Source organism: Micromonospora sicca (assembly GCF_003172935.1).
GTDB classification, from domain to species: domain Bacteria; phylum Actinomycetota; class Actinomycetes; order Mycobacteriales; family Micromonosporaceae; genus Micromonospora; species Micromonospora sicca.
In genome coordinates this window covers 1-15,779 of the sequence record NZ_QGKS01000292.1, presented here as the reverse complement: position 1 = coordinate 15,779, position 15,779 = coordinate 1, and the positions used below count along the sequence as shown (strand labels likewise).

Sequence of the window (15,779 nt, the reverse complement as noted above, 5' to 3'; positions counted from 1 at the left end):
GCGAGCTACTACTTCCTGGTCGACTTCTCCTGAGCAGGCGTTGACGCGGCGGGCCGTCCCGGATGGGGCGGCCCGCCCTCCTGTCTCCGGTCGGATGTTGCGGGTTGTCAACCCGGCCGGCTGGGCTGACCCCGGCGCAGACGTGGCGGGCGAACGGCGGCCGCTGGTGATCGGGGCCCAGGCGGGTCGTGGCGGGGAGGCACCCACTCCTGCGAGCGTTATGCCTCTCAGGCACAAATATGCCTCTGCGTCATCACGCTCATCCGAATGCTCCCCATTCCCGGTTGAGACGCCGGAGCGGTCGCGAGTGGTCGCCGAGCAGATCCTGGGACGCAAATGGCCCCTGGAGGGGCCGTTGTGGCGGTGCCGGGCGTGCGGGGCGCACCGCCCCATGCCAGCCAGCGCGGCTCGCCCGGCCCGCCGACCTGCACGACCGCTTCCTCGGCTGGGCGCGGGCCCGGGGCGGCACAATGTTTCACGTGAATCATGAGCCGGGTGCCGAGATCCACCACACCGACCCGTTCGCCGTGCCGGCCGGGCAGCGTTCACCGGTACGCCGGCTGCGCGGGCGGCTCGCCGCCCCGGTCACCCTCTGGACGGCACCGGGGCCGGCCGGGCTGACGGTGTCGTCCACCCTGGTCGCCGAGGGCGAACCGGACCGGCTGCTCGGGTTGATCGACGCGGAGTCGGACCTGTGGGCCGCGGTCGAGGAGGCCGGCCGCTTCGCGGTCTGCCCGCTGGGCCCGCCGCACCGTCAACTCGCCGACCGGTTCGCCGGCCTCTTCCCGTCCCCCGGCGGCCTCTTCGCCACCGGCTCGTGGACCGACACCCCCTACGGCCCGGTCCCCGCCGACGGCGGCGGGTGGGCCGGCTGCCGGCTCGACAGCGCCCGGGAGTACGGCTGGGGGCTGCTGGTCGAGGCCGTCATCGAGGCGGTCGACCTGGTCGAGGAGACCGCCCCACTGCTGCACTACCGGGGCCGGTACCGCGAACTGACCGACTGAGCGGCGACCGGTCAACGGAGTGACCTGGGTCACTCGGCGCAGCCGGACCACCGTTCGGCGCAACCGTCGACCGACGCCGATCTCGGCCTTCCCCGGCGGGGAGCGCGCTCCTTACCGTGCGCGAAACTCCCCACGCCTGTGAAGGTGGTGATCCACAGATGTCCACGGACACACCCGCGTCCGCGCCGGCCGAATCCGCCGCGGAGCGGTACCTCGCCGTACAACGGTCGGACGAGTTCGCCGGGTTGCGGCGCGCCCTGCGCGGCTTCGTCTTCCCGATGACCGTCGCGTTCTTCCTGTGGTACGCGCTCTACGTCATCCTCTCCGCCTACGCGCGGGGCTTCATGGGCGCGAAGCTCATCGGCAACATCAACGTCGCCCTCGTCTTCGGCCTGCTCCAGTTCGTCTCGACGTTCGTCATCGCCTGGCTCTACTCCCGGTTCGCCGACCGGCGGATCGACCCGGTCGCCGACCGGATCCGCGCCGAGATCGGGGAGGTGACCCATGAACACGGTCCTCGCGGCTGAGGCGGGCAGCACGACCGCCCGCAACCTCACCATCACGCTCTTCCTGATCTTCGTGGCGATCACGCTGGCCATCACCGTGTGGGCCAGCCGACAGACCAAGACGGCCACCGACTTCTACGCCGGCGGTCGCTCCTTCTCCGGCTTCCAGAACGGCATGGCGATCGGCGGCGACTACATGTCGGCCGCGTCCTTCCTGGGCATCGCCGGGATCATCGCCCTCTACGGCTACGACGGCTTCCTCTATTCCATCGGCTTCCTGGTGGCCTGGCTGGTGGCGCTGCTGCTCGTCGCCGAACTGCTGCGCAACTCCGGCCGGTACACGATGGCCGACGTGCTGGCGTTCCGGATGCGCCAGCGCCCGGTCCGCACGGCTGCCGCGGTCTCCACCATCACGGTGTCGATCTTCTACCTGCTGGCCCAGATGGTCGGCGCGGGCGCGCTGGTCGCGCTGCTGCTCGGCATCAAGCCGGGCACCACCTTCCTCGGCATGGACGCCGGCACCGCCAAGGTCGCGACCATCATCATGGTCGGCGCCCTGATGATCATCTACGTCACCGTGGGCGGCATGAAGGGCACCACGTACGTCCAGATCGTCAAGGCGTTCCTGCTGATGACCGGCGCGATCGTGATGACCCTGCTGGTGCTGGCGAAGTACAAGTTCAACCTGTCCTCGCTGCTCGGCGACGCGGCTTCCGCCTCCGGCAAGGGTTCGGCCTTCCTGGAACCTGGGCTGCGGTACGGCGTGGAGGCGCCCGGCGACGCGTTGAAGACCTTCTACAGCAAGATGGACCTGCTCTCGCTCGGCATCGCGCTGGTCCTCGGCACCGCCGGTCTGCCGCACATCCTGATCCGCTTCTACACCGTGCCGACCGCCAAGGCGGCCCGGAAGAGCGTGCTCTGGGCGATCGGCATCATCGGCACCTTCTACCTGCTCACCCTGGCTCTCGGCTTCGGCGCCGCGGCGCTGGTCGGCGGGCAGGCGATCACCGCGCAGGACAAGGCCGGCAACACCGCCGCGCCGCAGCTGGCCGAGGCGCTGGGCCGGGACTTCTTCGGCGGCAGCCTGGGCGGCGCGACCCTGCTGGCGATCATCGCGGCGGTCGCCTTCGCCACCATCCTGGCCGTGGTCGCCGGGCTCACCCTGGCCTCCTCGTCCAGCCTGGCGCACGACTTCTACGCCAACGTGATCAAGCGTGGGGACGCCTCCGAGCGGCAGGAGGTCACCGTCGCGCGGGTCTCCGCCCTGGTCATCGGCGCGATCGCCATCGCCCTGTCGATCTACGCGCAGAGCCTGAACGTGGCGTTCCTGGTGGCGCTGGCCTTCGCGGTCGCCGCCTCCGGCAACCTGCCGGCGATCCTCTACAGCCTGTTCTGGAAGCGGTTCAACACCTCGGGCGCGGTCTGGGCGATCTACGGCGGGCTGCTCGCCGCCGTGGTGCTGGTCTTCTTCTCCCCGGTGGTCTCCGGGGCGCCGACGGCCATGTTCCCCAAGCACGACTGGCACTGGTTCCCGCTGTCCAACCCGGGCCTCATCTCGATCCCGTTCGGCTTCCTCTGCGGCTGGATCGGCACCGTGCTCTCCAAGGAGCACGACGAGGACAAGTACGCGGAACTGGAGGTGCGCGCCCTCACCGGCGCGGGGGCCCACTGACGCTCGGACCGAACGAGGGGCCCCGCCGCGCCGGCGGGGCCCCTCGCCCTATGCCGCACCGCGCCCGAAAGGCACGCTGAGTAGGCTGGCCGGCATGAAGGTAGAGCCCCGCTTCGGACCCGGACACCGAATCCTCGTCACCGGCGGCGCCGGCTTCGTGCCGTCCCACCTGGTCGACGCCCTCATCGCCCGCGGCTGCACCGTCGTGGTGCTGGACAACTTCGTCACGGGCTCCAAGGACAACGTCGCCCACCTGTTCGAGAAGCCGACCTTCACCCTGGTCGAGGCGGACATCTCCGAGGGGCTGCCGACCGACCACCCGGCGCTGGCCGAGCGGTTCGACGCGATCCTGCACATGGCCTCCCCGGCCAGCCCCACCGACTTCGAGAAGCTGCCGGTGGAGATCCTGCGGGTCGGCTCGGTGGCCACCCTGCACCTGCTGGAGCGGGCCACCGCCGACGGCGCCCGGTTCCTGATGGCCTCCACCTCCGAGGCGTACGGGGACCCGAAGGAGCACCCGCAGCGCGAGACGTACTGGGGCAACGTCAACCCGATCGGCGTCCGCAGCGTCTACGACGAGGCGAAGCGCTTCTCGGAGGCGGCCACCATGGCGTACCACCGCAGCCGGGGCACGGACACCGCGATCGTCCGGATCTTCAACACGTACGGCCCGCGGATGCGCCCGGACGACGGCCGGGCGATCCCGACCTTCATTTCGCAGGCGCTGCGCGGCGAGCCGATCACCGTGCACGGCACCGGCAACCAGACCCGCTCGATCTGCTACGTCGACGACCTGGTGCGCGGGATCCTGCTGCTGCTCGACTCCACCGAGACGGGCCCGATCAACTGCGGCACCGAGCACGAGATGTCGATGCGGCAACTCGCCGAACTGATCGTGTCACTCTCCGGAAGCAGCTCCGAGGTGAGCTACATCACACGCAGTGCGGACGACCCGGAGATGCGCCGGCCGGACCTCACCCTCGCCCGGGAACTGCTCGGATACGAGCCGACCGTGGCGCCCGAAGACGGCCTCGGACGCACGATCGAGTACTTCCGCGAGCGGTTAGGGTACTGATCCCGCCTGGGCGGACGCTGACACCCGCGCTCGCCTGAGAGCGGTACTGGCTCGACCGACCTACCCTCGGTTACATGTCAGCGACCACCACAGTTGGCGTCCCGCTCCCGTACCTGCTTCGGAGCGCGGGCCGTGCCCAGGTCCCCGGCTCCGGCCGGGCCCCCGCCGGGCGCGCCCGCGCCACCGAGGCCCAGTGGTACCCGTCGTACGACGAGCAGCCGCCTCCCGGCGGTCCCGGCGGGCCGGGCGGACCCTCCGGTCCGGGTGGCCCGGGCGGCGGCGCCGGCGGGCCGGGACGGCGCGGCCCGCGCCCGCGCTGGGGCCGGATCGGCCTGGTGGCCGGCGTCGCGGTACTGGTGCTCGCGCTGCTCGGCGGCGCGGGTGCGTGGTTCTACGCCCGCAACCTCAACAACGACCTGGCCCGCACCGACCCCTTCTCGGAGATCACCGGCGGCCGGCCCACCAAGACGGTCGACGGCGCGCTGAACATCCTGCTGGTCGGCAGCGACTCCCGGGACCCGGACGCGCCGGTGGAGAGCGCCGGGAAGTGGCGGGCGGACACGCTGATCGTGATGCACATCCCGGCCGACCACAAGCAGGCCTACCTGGTCTCCGTCCCGCGCGACCTCTACGTGCGGATCCCCGAGAACGCGGGCGCGTCCTGCGACTCCGGCCAGCGCGCGAAGGTCAACGCGGCGTTCGCGTTCGGTGGCCTGCCGCTCGCGGTGAAGACGGTGGAGTGCTTCAGCGACGTGCGGATCGACCACGTCATGGCGATCGACTTCGCCGGCTTCAAGGAGGTCACCGACGCGCTCGGCGGGGTGGACCTGAAGGTGGAGCGGACGATCACGTCGATCCACAAGCCGTACCGGACGTTCACCAAGGGGGTGAACCACATGGACGGCGCGGAGGCGCTCGACTGGATCCGGCAGCGCAAGCAGTTCCCCGAGGGGGACTTCGCCCGGATGCGCCACCAGCAGGAATTCCTCAAGGCGCTGATGGACAAGGCGGCGAGCACCGGCACATTGACCAACCCGAAGAAGCTGAACGCTTTCCTCACGTCGGTGACCGACGCGGCCACCGTCGACCAGGGATTCTCGCTGGTCGACATGGCGATGCAGTTCCGCAGCCTGCGCGGCGAGAACCTCACCTTCATCACCAGCCCGAACGTGGGCAGCCAGACGATCAACGGCGAGTCGGTGGTGGTCTCCGACCGGGAGAAGGCCCTCGCGATGTACCAGGCGATGTCGGCGGACACCATGGCCGACTGGGTGCAGGCCAACCAGCAGAGCGGCGGTGCGGGGAACGGCGGCTGACGCCCCCTCCGAAACACTCGACCGGTCGGCGGTCAAGGCTCGTCCACGGCGAGCCAACCGCCGACCGGTTCTTTTCAATTGGCCGTTCGGCCGAACCAGTGGATCGAGTGCCGGGATTGGCGGGAATAGTTCCCCCAGGAGGTCGCAAGAACGGGAACGGGTACGTACAGTGGTCGAGCCCCCCGATCATCGAGCTGGAGCACGCATGCCGGTTCAGACCAGCCGTCGCCCTCAGTCACTGGATCCCGGAGCACCCGGCCGGGTGCCGCCCCTCATCCCGACCCAGCCCGGCCCCGGCGGCCGCGGCAACGGCGGGTCCAAGAAGCGCACCCGTCGGAAGGACCCGCTCTGGGCCCGACTCACGGTGATCTTCGGCGCGGTGCTGATGATGACCAGCGGCCTCGCCATCGTCGGCAGCAAGGCCGTGATCGGCCAGGCGACCGGCAACATCGCCCAGCGCAACCTGCTCGGCGAGGCCGGCAAGACCGACGCCGAGGGCGGCAGCAGCCTGGACGGCCCGATCGACATGCTGCTGCTCGGCGTCGACGCCCGGGCCCGCTGGGCCGCCGACGACGTGCGCTCGGACAGCATCATCATCCTGCACATCCCGGCCACCCACGACCAGGCGTACCTGATCTCGATCCCCCGGGACACCGAGGCGCAGATCCCGCCCTTCGAGAAGAGCGGTTACCAGGGCGGCACCGACAAGATCAACGCGGCCTTCCAGGCGGGTGCCCGCAACGGCGGCGGCTGGGAGGGCGGCGCCCAGCTGATGGCCAAGACCATCAAGAAGATGACCGGGATCAGCTTCGACGGCGCGGCGATCATCAACTTTGGTGGCTTCAAGAGCGTCATCGACGCCCTCGGCACGGTCCGGATCTGCGTCAGCCACGAGGTCAAGTCCCACCACATGATGATGGTCGACGGCAAGCCGATGTGGAACGCCGACGCCAAGAAGACCGGCAAGCCGATGACCCCGGTGGTGCACAAGAAGGGCTGCAAGGAGATGGAGGGCTGGGAGGCGCTCGACTACGCCCGCCAGCGCTACGGCCTGCCGAAGGGCGACTACGACCGTCAGCAGAACCAGCAGCAGCTGATCAAGGCGATGGCGAAGAAGGCGACCCAGAGCGGCACGCTGACCAACCCGATCAAGCTGAACCAGCTGATCAACGCGGCCGGCAAGGCGTTGGTCCTGGACACCGGCAACGTGCCGATCGACGACTTCATCTACACGATGAAGGGCGTCAGCGGCAACGACCTCACCACGCTGCGCACCAACGGCGGCACCTTCAATGGCAACGCCGACCACAGAGAGGTGCTCAACCAGCTCACCATGGACATGTTCCAGGCGGTCAAGGACGACAAGCTCGCCGAGTTCGTGGTGGCCAACCCGAGCGTCCTCTCCACTCGTAGTTGACCCGGTGACCCGGCGGTAGCTGCGCCGAAAGCGGCCGCCGCCGGGAGCCCGGCCCGTAGCCTGACGTGAGAAGGTCTCATGTCACGGCTGCGGGAGGGGCGTCACGTCCAGGCCAGCACGGACCAGACGCGGGCGGGCCGGACGAGGCGCCCGCCTCCCCCGGTTCCTGCTCGGCAGTGGCCTCGCCCTGGTCCTGCTCGCCACGCTCGGCGTGGCCGGACTGCACTGGCTGAGCAACCGGTACGACCGCGCCGTGATCAAGGAGCAGTTGCTCGACCCCGCCGCCCGACAGCGGCGGACCGACCTCTCCGGCGCGCTCAACTACCTCCTCGTCGGCTCCGACCACCGCGCCGGCGCCAACGCCGAGGACCAGCGCTCGGACAGCATCCTCATCGTGCACGTGCCGGCCGGCGTGCGGCAGGCGTACCTGATCTCGATCCCCCGGGACCTGCTGGTCGCCATCCCGCCCGCACCCGGCTACGGCGGCGGCCAGGACAAGATCAATGCCGCGTACGAGCACGGCGGCGGCGGTCAGGCCGGCGCCCGGCTGCTCTCGGCCACCCTGACCCGGCTCACCGGGATCCACTTCGACGGGGCGGCGCTGATCGACTTCTCCGGGTTCAAGGAGGTCATCGACCTGCTCGGCGGCATCCGGATGTGCGTCGACACCGAGGTCCGCTCGATCCACACCGGGACCCTCTTCACCCCCGGCTGCCAGCAGATGGGCGGGGCCCGGACGCTGGACTACGTCCGGCAGCGCTACGACCTGCCCGGCGGCGACTACGACCGGCAGCGGCACCAGCAGCAGATGCTCCGCGCCGTGCTGGACAAGGCCGGCGAGACGCACCTGCGCAGCGACCCGGTGAAGCTCGACCAGGTGCTCCGGGCGGTGGGCGGCTCGCTGACCGTGGACACCAACGGCGTACCGCTGGAGGACCTGCTGCTCGCGTTCCGGTCGCTGCCCGCGGACGCGCTGCACGGGGTCCAGGTCCCGTCGTACCCGCAGACCATCGACGAGATCTCCTACGTGGTGCTCGACAACGGCGGCGACGGGCTCTTCGACGCGGTCCGGGGCACCCGGCTGCCCGAGTGGGCCGGGGCCAATCCCCGCTGGGTCAACCGGCTGTGACCGGACCGGCCCGACTAGGCTTGGTAGCCGTGTTCGGACCCCAGGTTCCCAGCGTGCCCGCGTCGGCCGTGCCCGACGACACCTACCTGCTCGACGTCCGGGAGGACGACGAGTGGACCGCCGGCCACGCGCCGGCCGCCCACCACCTGCCGATGATGGAGCTGCCCGCCCGGCTGGCCGAGGTGCCTAACGACCGGGAGGTCGCGGTGATCTGCCGCTCCGGCGGGCGGTCCGCGCAGGTCGTCGCGTACCTGATGCGCAACGGCTGGGACCAGGTGCGCAACGTCGAGGGCGGGATGGGTGACTGGGCCGCCGCCGGCCGGCCGGTGGTCACCGACGACGGGCAGCCGGGCCGGGTCGTCTAGGGACCGACCGGCATGGGCGACCCCCTGGTCTTCGCGCACCGCGGCTCCTCGTACGACCTGCCCGAGCACACCCTCGCCGCCTACCTGCGCGCCCTCGACGAGGGCGCCGACGGCCTGGAGTGCGACGTCCGGCTGACCCGGGACGGGCACCTGGTCTGCGTGCACGACCGCCGGCTGGACCGGACCAGCAACGGCCACGGGCTGGTCAGCGCGCGCACGTTGGCCGAGCTGGAGATGCTCGACTTCGGCTCCTGGCACCCGGGCGGGATCCCGGCCGACGGCGACGAGCGGCTCGACGAGTCGCACACCCGGCTGCTCACCCTGGAGCGGCTGCTCGACGCCGTGCTGGCCGCCGGCCGGCCGGTCCGGCTGCTGGTGGAGACGAAGCACCCCTCGCGGTACGGCCGGGACGTGGAACGGCGACTGGTCACCCTGCTGCGCCGGTACGGCCTCGCCGACCCGAAACCGGACGACCCGGTACGGGTCACCGTGATGTCCTTCTCCCCGCTGGCCGTGCGCCGGATCCGCGACCTCGCCCCCGCACTGCCCACCGTGCTGCTGCTGGAGGTGCTGCCGCGCTGGCTGCGGCTGGGCCGGCTGCCGTTCGGCACCCGGATCGCCGGCCCGGGCATCGGCCTGGTACGGGCCCGGCCGCAGCTCGTGCCCGCGCTGCGGGCGGCCGGCAACCAGGTGTACGTCTGGACGGTCAACGAGCCCGACGACCTGGAACTGGTCCTCGCCGCCGGAGTGGACGGGGTGATCACCGACCGCCCGGCCCGCGCGCTGGCCCGGCTCGGCCGCTGAGCCCCACCCCTCGCCCGGCCCCGGTCCATCACCGGAGGCGACGCGGGCGCCCCACGGGCACGGCCGGTCGGCCCGGCGGTCGGTGCGGGTCGGCCACGCGGGGGTGTCCCCGGACCGGTCGGCCGGGGCACACTCGGGACATGCCGGAGCGAACCGACTACGCCGCCCTCATCGCCGGCCACACCACGGTGATCAAGATGATCAACGCCGGGGACTCCGGGCTGCCCGTCCTCACCCGGCTGCTCCGGGTGGTTCAGCCGGCGATCGGCGCGGCCAGCCTGGCGTTCGTGGAGTTCGCCCCCACCGGCGGCCGGGTGATCGCGGCGACCGGCGACGCCGAGTGGGCCATCGGCCGCCCGCTGCCGGCCGCCGACCCGGCCACCGTCTGCCTCCTCTCCGGCCCCCCGCTACGCCAGGTGCGGGTGGACCGGATCCCGGGCGCGCTCGCCGACGAGCTGGCCGACCGGGGTCTGCTGCGGATGATCGTGGCCCGCGCCGAGATCGGCGGCCTGACCGTCGGCAGCCTGCACGCCCTCTACCCGGACGGCGACCCGGAGGACACCTCCCAGCACGCCGTCGTCGGCTACATCGCCTCCTGCATCGCGCACATGTACGGCGACCAGACCGGCTTGCCCGTGCACGGCGACGGCCCGGTGGTGGCGGCCCTCGCCGACGGGCTGGCGGTGGTGGACCGGGACCACCACATCCGGCTCTGGAACCCGGCCGCCGCCCAGGTCACCGGCCGCCCGGCCGGGGAGGCGCTGAGCCGTCCGCTGCCCTTCCCGCTGCCCCCGCCGGGGCAGGTGCTCGACCACCGGATGCCCGACGGCCGCTGGCTGCGGATCACCTCCGGGGAACTGCCCGGCCCCGGCGCGCTGCGGGTGGTCACGTTCCGCGACATCACCGACCAGCAGCGGCGCGACCACGACCGGGACCTCTTCGTCGCGGTGACCAGCCACGAGCTGCGTACCCCGGTCACCGTGATCAAGGGGTACGCGGACACCCTCACCGACCACTGGGAGTCGCTCCACGACGGCGACCGGCGACAGGCGGCCCGGATCATCGGGCAGCGGGCAAACGAGCTGGCCCGGCTCGTCGACCGGCTGCTCTCCGCGGCCACCGACAGCCGGCCCGGCGGCGAGCCGGCCGCCCCCTTCGACCTCGCCGACACCCTCCGCGCCGCGGTCCCCGACCTGCCGGCCGACGTCCGGCACCGGATCGTCCTCGACCTGCCGGACGACCTGCCCAAGGCGCTCGGTGACCGGCGCAGCCTGGCCACCGTGCTGACCGAGCTGAGCACCAACGCCGGGAAGTACTCGCTGCCCGACACCCCGATCGAGGTGAGCGCGTCGGCCTGCGACGGAACGGTCTCCTTCCGGGTCGCCGACCGGGGCATCGGCATCCGCCCCGAGCACGTGGAGCGGGCGTTCGACCGGTTCTGGCAGGGCGAGTCCGGCGACCGGCGGCGCTATCCGGGCGCCGGGCTCGGTCTCTATCTCGTCCGGCAGATCGTTGAACAGCAGAATGGATGGGTATCCCTCCGACCGAGGGTCGGTGGCGGTACCGTCGCAGAGGTGCGGCTGCCGCGGGGATGATCCCGGCACCGACGGGGGCGGAGAGGGACGACGGTGTCGACGGATTCGGCCGAACGATCATGGTGCGTGGTGGTGCCCCACCACGCGACCGGCGCGCGCCTGGCCCGGCACCGGCTCGCCGACGAACTGGCCGACCTCGTCCGGCCGATCCTCCTCGCCGACCTGGTCGCGGTCCTCGCCGAGTTGGTCGGCAACGCCGTCCGGCACGCCGACCCGCTGCCCGGCGGGGTGGTCCGGGTGGCCTGGCGGCTGCGGTGGACGACCGAGGGGCAGCACGTCCAGCTCCGGGTCACCGACGGCGGCTCCGCCTCGGGCCCGCTGATGCGGGCGGCCAGCCCGGACGCGGCCGACGGGCGCGGGCTGCACATCGTCTCCGGTCTGGCCAGCCGCTGGGGGGTCGAGCGGGACGGCCTCGGCCAGAGCGTCTGGGCCGAGTTCGACCCGGTCGCGACGGCCCGGCCGGACCTGGTCGCGGCCGGCTGAGCCGGCCCCCGGGGCGGGTCGCGCCCACCCCGCGCCCGCCCGGCATCTAGGCTGTCTCGCCGTGAGCAAGCGTCGAAAGAGCCAGCGGGCCACCGAAGCCACCCCCAAGCGGGAGAAGGTGCGCGACGTCTTCGTGCCCCGCCCGTTCGAGGGGCTGGTGGACGAGCCGGAGTGGATCGCCCTGCGTGAGCTGGTCCCGGCCGCCTCCGCGCCGCTGCGGCTGACCCCCGAGCTGGTCGAGGAGTACGGCGACCGACCGGTCACCCTGGCCACCGTGCTGCCGATGGCCGCCCCGGCGATGACCAAGCCGGACGGGCGGGTCTTCGTCGGCCTCCAGCGGCACCAGCAGTCCGGCGACGTCTCCCGGGACCTGGCCGAGGCGCTGCTCTGCGCGCTGCGGACCGAGCCGGGGGGCGAGGTCACCGTCCCTCCGCTGCCCGGTCCGGGGCCCCGCCTCCAGGACATCCTGGTGGACGGTCCGCTGGAGATCACCATGCACGAGGGCTTCGAGTTCTGGCTCGACCCGGGTGCGGCCGACGACCCGACCGTGCAGGCGTCCCTGGAACGCGCCAACGCGGCGGTCTACCCGACCGTCCGGCTGGCCGCCGCCCGGGCCGCGTACTGGTGCCAGGTGCCGGAGAAGGCCCACGTGCGCTGGGTGCTGCCGGACGACGAGGACGCCGCCCTGGACGCGCTGTCCCGGCTGAGCGTGGCCGGCACGCTGACCCTCGGGGAGCACACCCGCTTCGCCGGCATGTTCCGGGCGCACGGCCGGCTGGTGCCGGTGTGGGACCTGCCCGAGGCGACCCCGGCGACCGAGTGGGAGGCGCCGGTCGCCGCCTTCGCCGACCGGTACGCCGAGGCGCTCAAGGAGACCGAGCCGCTGGACGCGGCGGGCCGGCGGGCCCGGCACGGTCTGGTCGGCCGGCAGCTCACCCTCCGCTGACCCGAACGTCGCGACGGGCCCGCCGGACGCCTCGCGTCGGGCGGGCCCGAGTCGCTCGGCGACCGGCCGGGGTCAGCGCCGCAGCGGCTCGCGGACCAGCGGGCAGGACATGCAGCGCGGACCGCCCCGGCCGGAGCCGAGCTCCGAGCCGGCGATCGCGATCACCTCGATGCCGGCCCGCTCCAACTGGGCGTTGGTCTCCACGTTCCGCTCGTAGCCGACGCAGAGCCGGGGGGCGAGGGCGAGGGTGTTGTTCCCGTCGTCCCACTGCTCCCGCTCGGCGGTCACCGGGTCCAGACCGGTGTCGATGACCCGGAGCTGGTCCAGGTCCATCGCGTCGGCGGCGGCGCGCAGGAACGGCGCCGGCCCGCCCACCCGCGGCTCGTCGCCGTCCGCGCCGGCGATCACCGTGTACGCCGACAGGGTGCTGGCGATGTTCGGGTACATCAGCACGGCGTCCACGTCGACCATCGTGCAGACGGTGTCCAGGTGCATGGTGGCCCGTTCCTGCGCGATCGGCACCACCAGGATGGTGTGCGCCAGGCCGGCGGCGAAGACCTGCCGGGCGAGCCGTTCCGCGCCGGCCGGGGTGGTCCGCTCGCCCACCCCGACGGCGAGCACCCCCGGCGCCAGCAGCAGCACGTCGCCGCCCTCCAGGTGCTCCAGCTCCGGATGGTAGACGAACTCGGTGCCGACGAAGCGCGGGTGGTACCGGTAGATGGCGTCGGTCAGCGTGGTCTCCCGCCGCCGGGCGGGCATCGCCAGGCTGGTCACCCCGACCCGGTCGCCGATCCACACCGAGGAGTCCCGGGTGAACAGCAGGTTGGGCAGCGGGTCGATGACGAAGTCGTGCCGGTCCATCAGCGTCCAGACCAGGCCGCCGGGGCGGTCCCGGCCCAGCCGCAGCTCCTCGTGGGCGAGCCCGGCGATGAACACGTCGGCGAGGGCGGCCGGGTCGAGGTAGGCGAGATGGTCGGCGATCCGGCGGCGGAGGGTGTCGCCGAGCCGGGGCGAACGCAGCACCAGTTCGGTGAGTTCGGCCCGGGCGTCGGCGACGGCGAGCGTCTCGGCCAGCAGGGTGGCCAGGTAGAGCACCTCGACTCCGCGACCGCGCAGGGCGGCGGCGAACGCGTCGTGCTCCTCCTGTGCCCGGCCCACCCATGGGATAGCGTCGAAGAGCAACGAGTCGTTGTTGCGGGGGGTGAGCCGGGCGAGTTCCGGTCCCGGGCGGTGCAGCAGCACCGTGCCGAGCCGGGCCACCTCGCTGTCCACGTAGTGGGTCACCTTCGCAGCGTAGGACAGGGGTTCGGCACCATCCGGGAAAGAAGTGTGAATGAATATGGCATTCATCCGCACTCATTCCGGCGCTCCAACTTGCCGAACACCGGGGTCCGCAACGTAGGGTAGTGGAGACATAACTTCGAGGGACCTTTTGCCGGAGGTCGCGATGACTGTCTTTCCCGCTCGTCGAGCCGTACCCACCCGGGCGCTGCCGCCGGTCGCGGTGCCACAGCCCAGGATCGAGTCCACCTCGGTGCTCGAACCGACCCGACCGACCCCACTGGAATGGGCCCGCCGCCGTCGGGCCGAGCGGGGCGCCCGCCGGCTGGAGGCGGCCGGAGCCCGGGCCCTGGGCCAGCTCGACCACCTCGGTCCCGCCTGGCACGTCATCGAGTGGCCGCGTACGGACGCCGTGGACGTCCTGCTCGACCGGGACCGGGACGACCGGGCCGGATTCCTGGCCATCGGCCCGAGCGGCCTCTTCGCGGTCACCATCGCCGACCACGGCCGCGCCCGGGTGCTCGTCGCCGGCGACGTCGTGCAGATCAACGGCAAGCGTCCGCCCTATGTGGCCGAGGCGCGCCGGGACGCGAAGCGAGCGAGCAAGGCCCTCTCCGAGGCGGTCGGCCTGCCGATCCCGGTGACCCCGGTGCTGACCTTCGTCGGCTCCGGCGTGATCAGCGTGTACGGCCTGCCGAAGGACTGCCTGATGGCGACCCACCGGGAGCTGGACCGCCTTCTCGTCGCCGGCGGCAACCGGATCAGCCCCGCCACCGCGGAGAAGCTGTCCCGGGTCGCCCAGCACCCGAACACCTGGCTCAACGGCACGTACCGTCCAGCAGGCGACTACCGGTGGTACGACGAGGGCCGAACGGCCGCTGACAAGCCGGCCGCCCGCCGGTAACGTCACCGGCGACGCCACCGGTTCGGGGGATCCGCCTCGGCCGTTCCGTCGATCCGCGCCGTCGCCGGCTGCCCGGTCTCCGGGCACCCGCCTCACCGACACCTGCCCCACGCCGCCAGCGGCGCCCGGGCAGCCGAGGGGCACCGATCTCCGGTGCGCCGGAACGCGGTCGAGCGGTCGTCGCGGCGACCGGCTAGCGTGGACAGACCGTCGGTGTACATAGGAGGCGCGGTGGCCCACGTCGAGCTCTCGCTCTCGGAAGTGTTCGCGCCGGCCGCGGGGACACCCACCGGGCAGGAGTCCGACAACTTCGGGCAGTGGTCGAGCACGGTCTCCCACGCCGCCGAGCCCTGCCTGCTGATCGACGCCGACACCACAGTGGTGGCCATCTCGGCGTCCGGCTGCGAGTTGCTCTGCCTCGGCGCGCCGGACGACGTGATCGGGCGGCCCCTGCTCGAGGGCGGCCTGCGCCTGGTCGACTTCACGGCCAACCGCAGCGAGCTGACCGAGCAGGAGACGGACAAGATTCCGCCACTGCTCGCCCTGCACTCCGGCCGGCTCGCCCGCGGACTGCTCCGGGTCCAGGGGCCCGGGGCCGACGCGCCGGGCACCACCGTGGACGCGATCTCGACGCCGGTGCTCACCGACGACTCGGTCGCCGGCTCACTCACCTTCTTCTCCGAGGTCTGAGCTGCGACAACGGGTGGCGCTCGCCGCACCCGGCGGTGCTGGGGCCGACCGTCACCGAGGACGTATGGTGCCCTCATGCTCGATGTCGCTCTGTTGCCGGGCGGGTACGCCGTGTGTCGACTACCGGCGGATTCCAGCCTCTCCCCGACCCTGTGGGGCGGACTGGGCGACCACGACGTGGTGACGGTGAGCTGGAGCATCGACGGGATCTCGGTGATCTGCCCCGCCCGACGGGTGCCGGAGCAGGCGGTGGTGGAGACGGACTGGCGGTGCCTGCGGATCGTCGGCCCGCTCGACCTGGCCGTCACCGGCACCCTCACCGCGCTGGTCGAGCCGCTGGCCCGGGCCCGGGTGAACGTGGTGGCGTTCTCCACGTACGACACCGACCACGTGCTGGTGCCCGCGGTGCGGCTCGCGGAGGCGACGGCCGCGTTGGAGCGGGCCGGGCACCGCGTGCACAGGTGACCTTCACCCCGCCGCGTGATCCTCCTACGATGGGCTCGGCCACCCGGTCGTACTGATGTCTGTTGATTCCTAGGATCGGACCGTGCCCCCCACCGCAACCCGCCCCCTCATCCGCCGGCGGCTGACC

At 72.2% G+C, this 15,779-nt stretch carries 16 protein-coding genes; 15 read left to right on the top strand and 1 reads right to left on the bottom strand.

What is annotated here, in order from left to right; all coding sequences use genetic code 11:
- Positions 1 to 425: 425 nt before the first annotated feature.
- From DKT69_RS24180 to DKT69_RS24125, 12 genes are all read left to right on the top strand, one after another.
- Positions 426 to 1,004 (top strand): flavin reductase family protein, encoded by a 579-nt coding sequence (locus tag DKT69_RS24180; RefSeq protein WP_109803804.1) that lies wholly within the window; start codon positions 426 to 428, stop codon positions 1,002 to 1,004.
- Positions 1,005 to 1,162: 158 nt separating this feature from the next.
- Positions 1,163 to 1,531: a DUF485 domain-containing protein gene (locus DKT69_RS24175; RefSeq protein ID WP_109803791.1), complete on the top strand. Its 369-nt coding sequence runs from the start codon at positions 1,163 to 1,165 to the stop codon at positions 1,529 to 1,531.
- Positions 1,509 to 3,182: a monocarboxylic acid transporter gene (locus tag DKT69_RS24170; protein ID WP_109803790.1), complete on the top strand. Its 1,674-nt coding sequence runs from the start codon at positions 1,509 to 1,511 to the stop codon at positions 3,180 to 3,182. Before DKT69_RS24175 ends, DKT69_RS24170 begins: the two co-directional genes overlap by 23 nt.
- Positions 3,183 to 3,276: 94 nt before the next feature.
- The gene (locus DKT69_RS24165; RefSeq protein WP_109803789.1) at positions 3,277 to 4,257 is read left to right on the top strand and encodes an NAD-dependent epimerase/dehydratase family protein; all 981 of its coding nucleotides are present in this window, start codon (positions 3,277 to 3,279) and stop codon (positions 4,255 to 4,257) included.
- Positions 4,258 to 4,331: 74 nt separating this feature from the next.
- Entirely contained in the window at positions 4,332 to 5,573 is a 1,242-nt protein-coding gene (locus DKT69_RS24160; protein ID WP_109803788.1) for an LCP family protein, read from the top strand.
- A gap of 205 nt (positions 5,574 to 5,778) precedes the next feature.
- Positions 5,779 to 6,990, top strand: a complete 1,212-nt coding sequence (locus DKT69_RS24155) for an LCP family protein (RefSeq protein WP_109803787.1) — start codon at positions 5,779 to 5,781, stop codon at positions 6,988 to 6,990.
- 211 nt (positions 6,991 to 7,201) lie between these two features.
- Positions 7,202 to 8,119, top strand: a complete 918-nt coding sequence (locus DKT69_RS24150) for an LCP family protein (RefSeq protein ID WP_201749829.1) — start codon at positions 7,202 to 7,204, stop codon at positions 8,117 to 8,119.
- Between the two features lie 29 nt (positions 8,120 to 8,148).
- On the top strand, positions 8,149 to 8,484 hold the full coding sequence (locus DKT69_RS24145) for a rhodanese-like domain-containing protein (protein ID WP_109803786.1): 336 nt from the start codon (positions 8,149 to 8,151) through the stop codon (positions 8,482 to 8,484).
- A gap of 12 nt (positions 8,485 to 8,496) precedes the next feature.
- The gene (locus DKT69_RS24140) at positions 8,497 to 9,288 is read left to right on the top strand and encodes a glycerophosphodiester phosphodiesterase (RefSeq protein ID WP_109803785.1); all 792 of its coding nucleotides are present in this window, start codon (positions 8,497 to 8,499) and stop codon (positions 9,286 to 9,288) included.
- A 140-nt stretch (positions 9,289 to 9,428) separates the two neighbouring features.
- Positions 9,429 to 10,883, top strand: a complete 1,455-nt coding sequence (locus DKT69_RS24135; RefSeq protein WP_109803784.1) for a sensor histidine kinase — start codon at positions 9,429 to 9,431, stop codon at positions 10,881 to 10,883.
- Positions 10,884 to 10,949: 66 nt separating this feature from the next.
- Positions 10,950 to 11,366 (top strand): ATP-binding protein, encoded by a 417-nt coding sequence (locus tag DKT69_RS24130; protein WP_201749828.1) that lies wholly within the window; start codon positions 10,950 to 10,952, stop codon positions 11,364 to 11,366.
- 61 nt (positions 11,367 to 11,427) lie between these two features.
- A complete protein-coding gene (locus tag DKT69_RS24125; protein ID WP_109803782.1) occupies positions 11,428 to 12,312 on the top strand; it encodes a DUF5926 family protein in 885 nt (294 codons plus the stop codon).
- A 72-nt stretch (positions 12,313 to 12,384) separates the two neighbouring features.
- On the opposite strand, the gene DKT69_RS24120 is transcribed toward DKT69_RS24125, so the two are convergent.
- Positions 12,385 to 13,596: an arginine deiminase gene (locus DKT69_RS24120; RefSeq protein WP_109803781.1), complete on the bottom strand. Its 1,212-nt coding sequence runs from the start codon at positions 13,594 to 13,596 to the stop codon at positions 12,385 to 12,387.
- A 163-nt stretch (positions 13,597 to 13,759) separates the two neighbouring features.
- On the opposite strand from DKT69_RS24120, the gene DKT69_RS24115 reads away from it, so the two are divergent.
- The 3 genes from DKT69_RS24115 to DKT69_RS24105 all read left to right on the top strand — a co-directional run bounded on the left by DKT69_RS24115 (position 13,760) and on the right by DKT69_RS24105 (position 15,652).
- Positions 13,760 to 14,497, top strand: a complete 738-nt coding sequence (locus DKT69_RS24115) for a hypothetical protein (RefSeq protein WP_109803780.1) — start codon at positions 13,760 to 13,762, stop codon at positions 14,495 to 14,497.
- A gap of 231 nt (positions 14,498 to 14,728) precedes the next feature.
- Positions 14,729 to 15,187, top strand: coding sequence for a PAS domain-containing protein (locus DKT69_RS24110; RefSeq protein ID WP_109803779.1), 459 nt, complete (start codon positions 14,729 to 14,731; stop codon positions 15,185 to 15,187).
- A gap of 75 nt (positions 15,188 to 15,262) precedes the next feature.
- On the top strand, positions 15,263 to 15,652 hold the full coding sequence (locus DKT69_RS24105; RefSeq protein ID WP_109803778.1) for an ACT domain-containing protein: 390 nt from the start codon (positions 15,263 to 15,265) through the stop codon (positions 15,650 to 15,652).
- Positions 15,653 to 15,779: the final 127 nt, after the last annotated feature.

Bases quoted from the DNA above. Each gene is read 5' to 3' on its own strand.
- DKT69_RS24175 (WP_109803791.1), top strand. From the start codon at position 1,163: ATGTCCACGGACACACCCGCGTCCGCGCCGGCCGAATCCGCCGCGGAG.
- DKT69_RS24170 (WP_109803790.1), top strand. From the start codon at position 1,509: ATGAACACGGTCCTCGCGGCTGAGGCGGGCAGCACGACCGCCCGCAAC.
- DKT69_RS24165 (WP_109803789.1), top strand. From the start codon at position 3,277: ATGAAGGTAGAGCCCCGCTTCGGACCCGGACACCGAATCCTCGTCACC.
- DKT69_RS24160 (WP_109803788.1), top strand. From the start codon at position 4,332: ATGTCAGCGACCACCACAGTTGGCGTCCCGCTCCCGTACCTGCTTCGG.
- DKT69_RS24155 (WP_109803787.1), top strand. From the start codon at position 5,779: ATGCCGGTTCAGACCAGCCGTCGCCCTCAGTCACTGGATCCCGGAGCA.
- DKT69_RS24140 (WP_109803785.1), top strand. From the start codon at position 8,497: ATGGGCGACCCCCTGGTCTTCGCGCACCGCGGCTCCTCGTACGACCTG.
- DKT69_RS24135 (WP_109803784.1), top strand. From the start codon at position 9,429: ATGCCGGAGCGAACCGACTACGCCGCCCTCATCGCCGGCCACACCACG.
- DKT69_RS24115 (WP_109803780.1), top strand. From the start codon at position 13,760: ATGACTGTCTTTCCCGCTCGTCGAGCCGTACCCACCCGGGCGCTGCCG.
- DKT69_RS24105 (WP_109803778.1), top strand. From the start codon at position 15,263: ATGCTCGATGTCGCTCTGTTGCCGGGCGGGTACGCCGTGTGTCGACTA.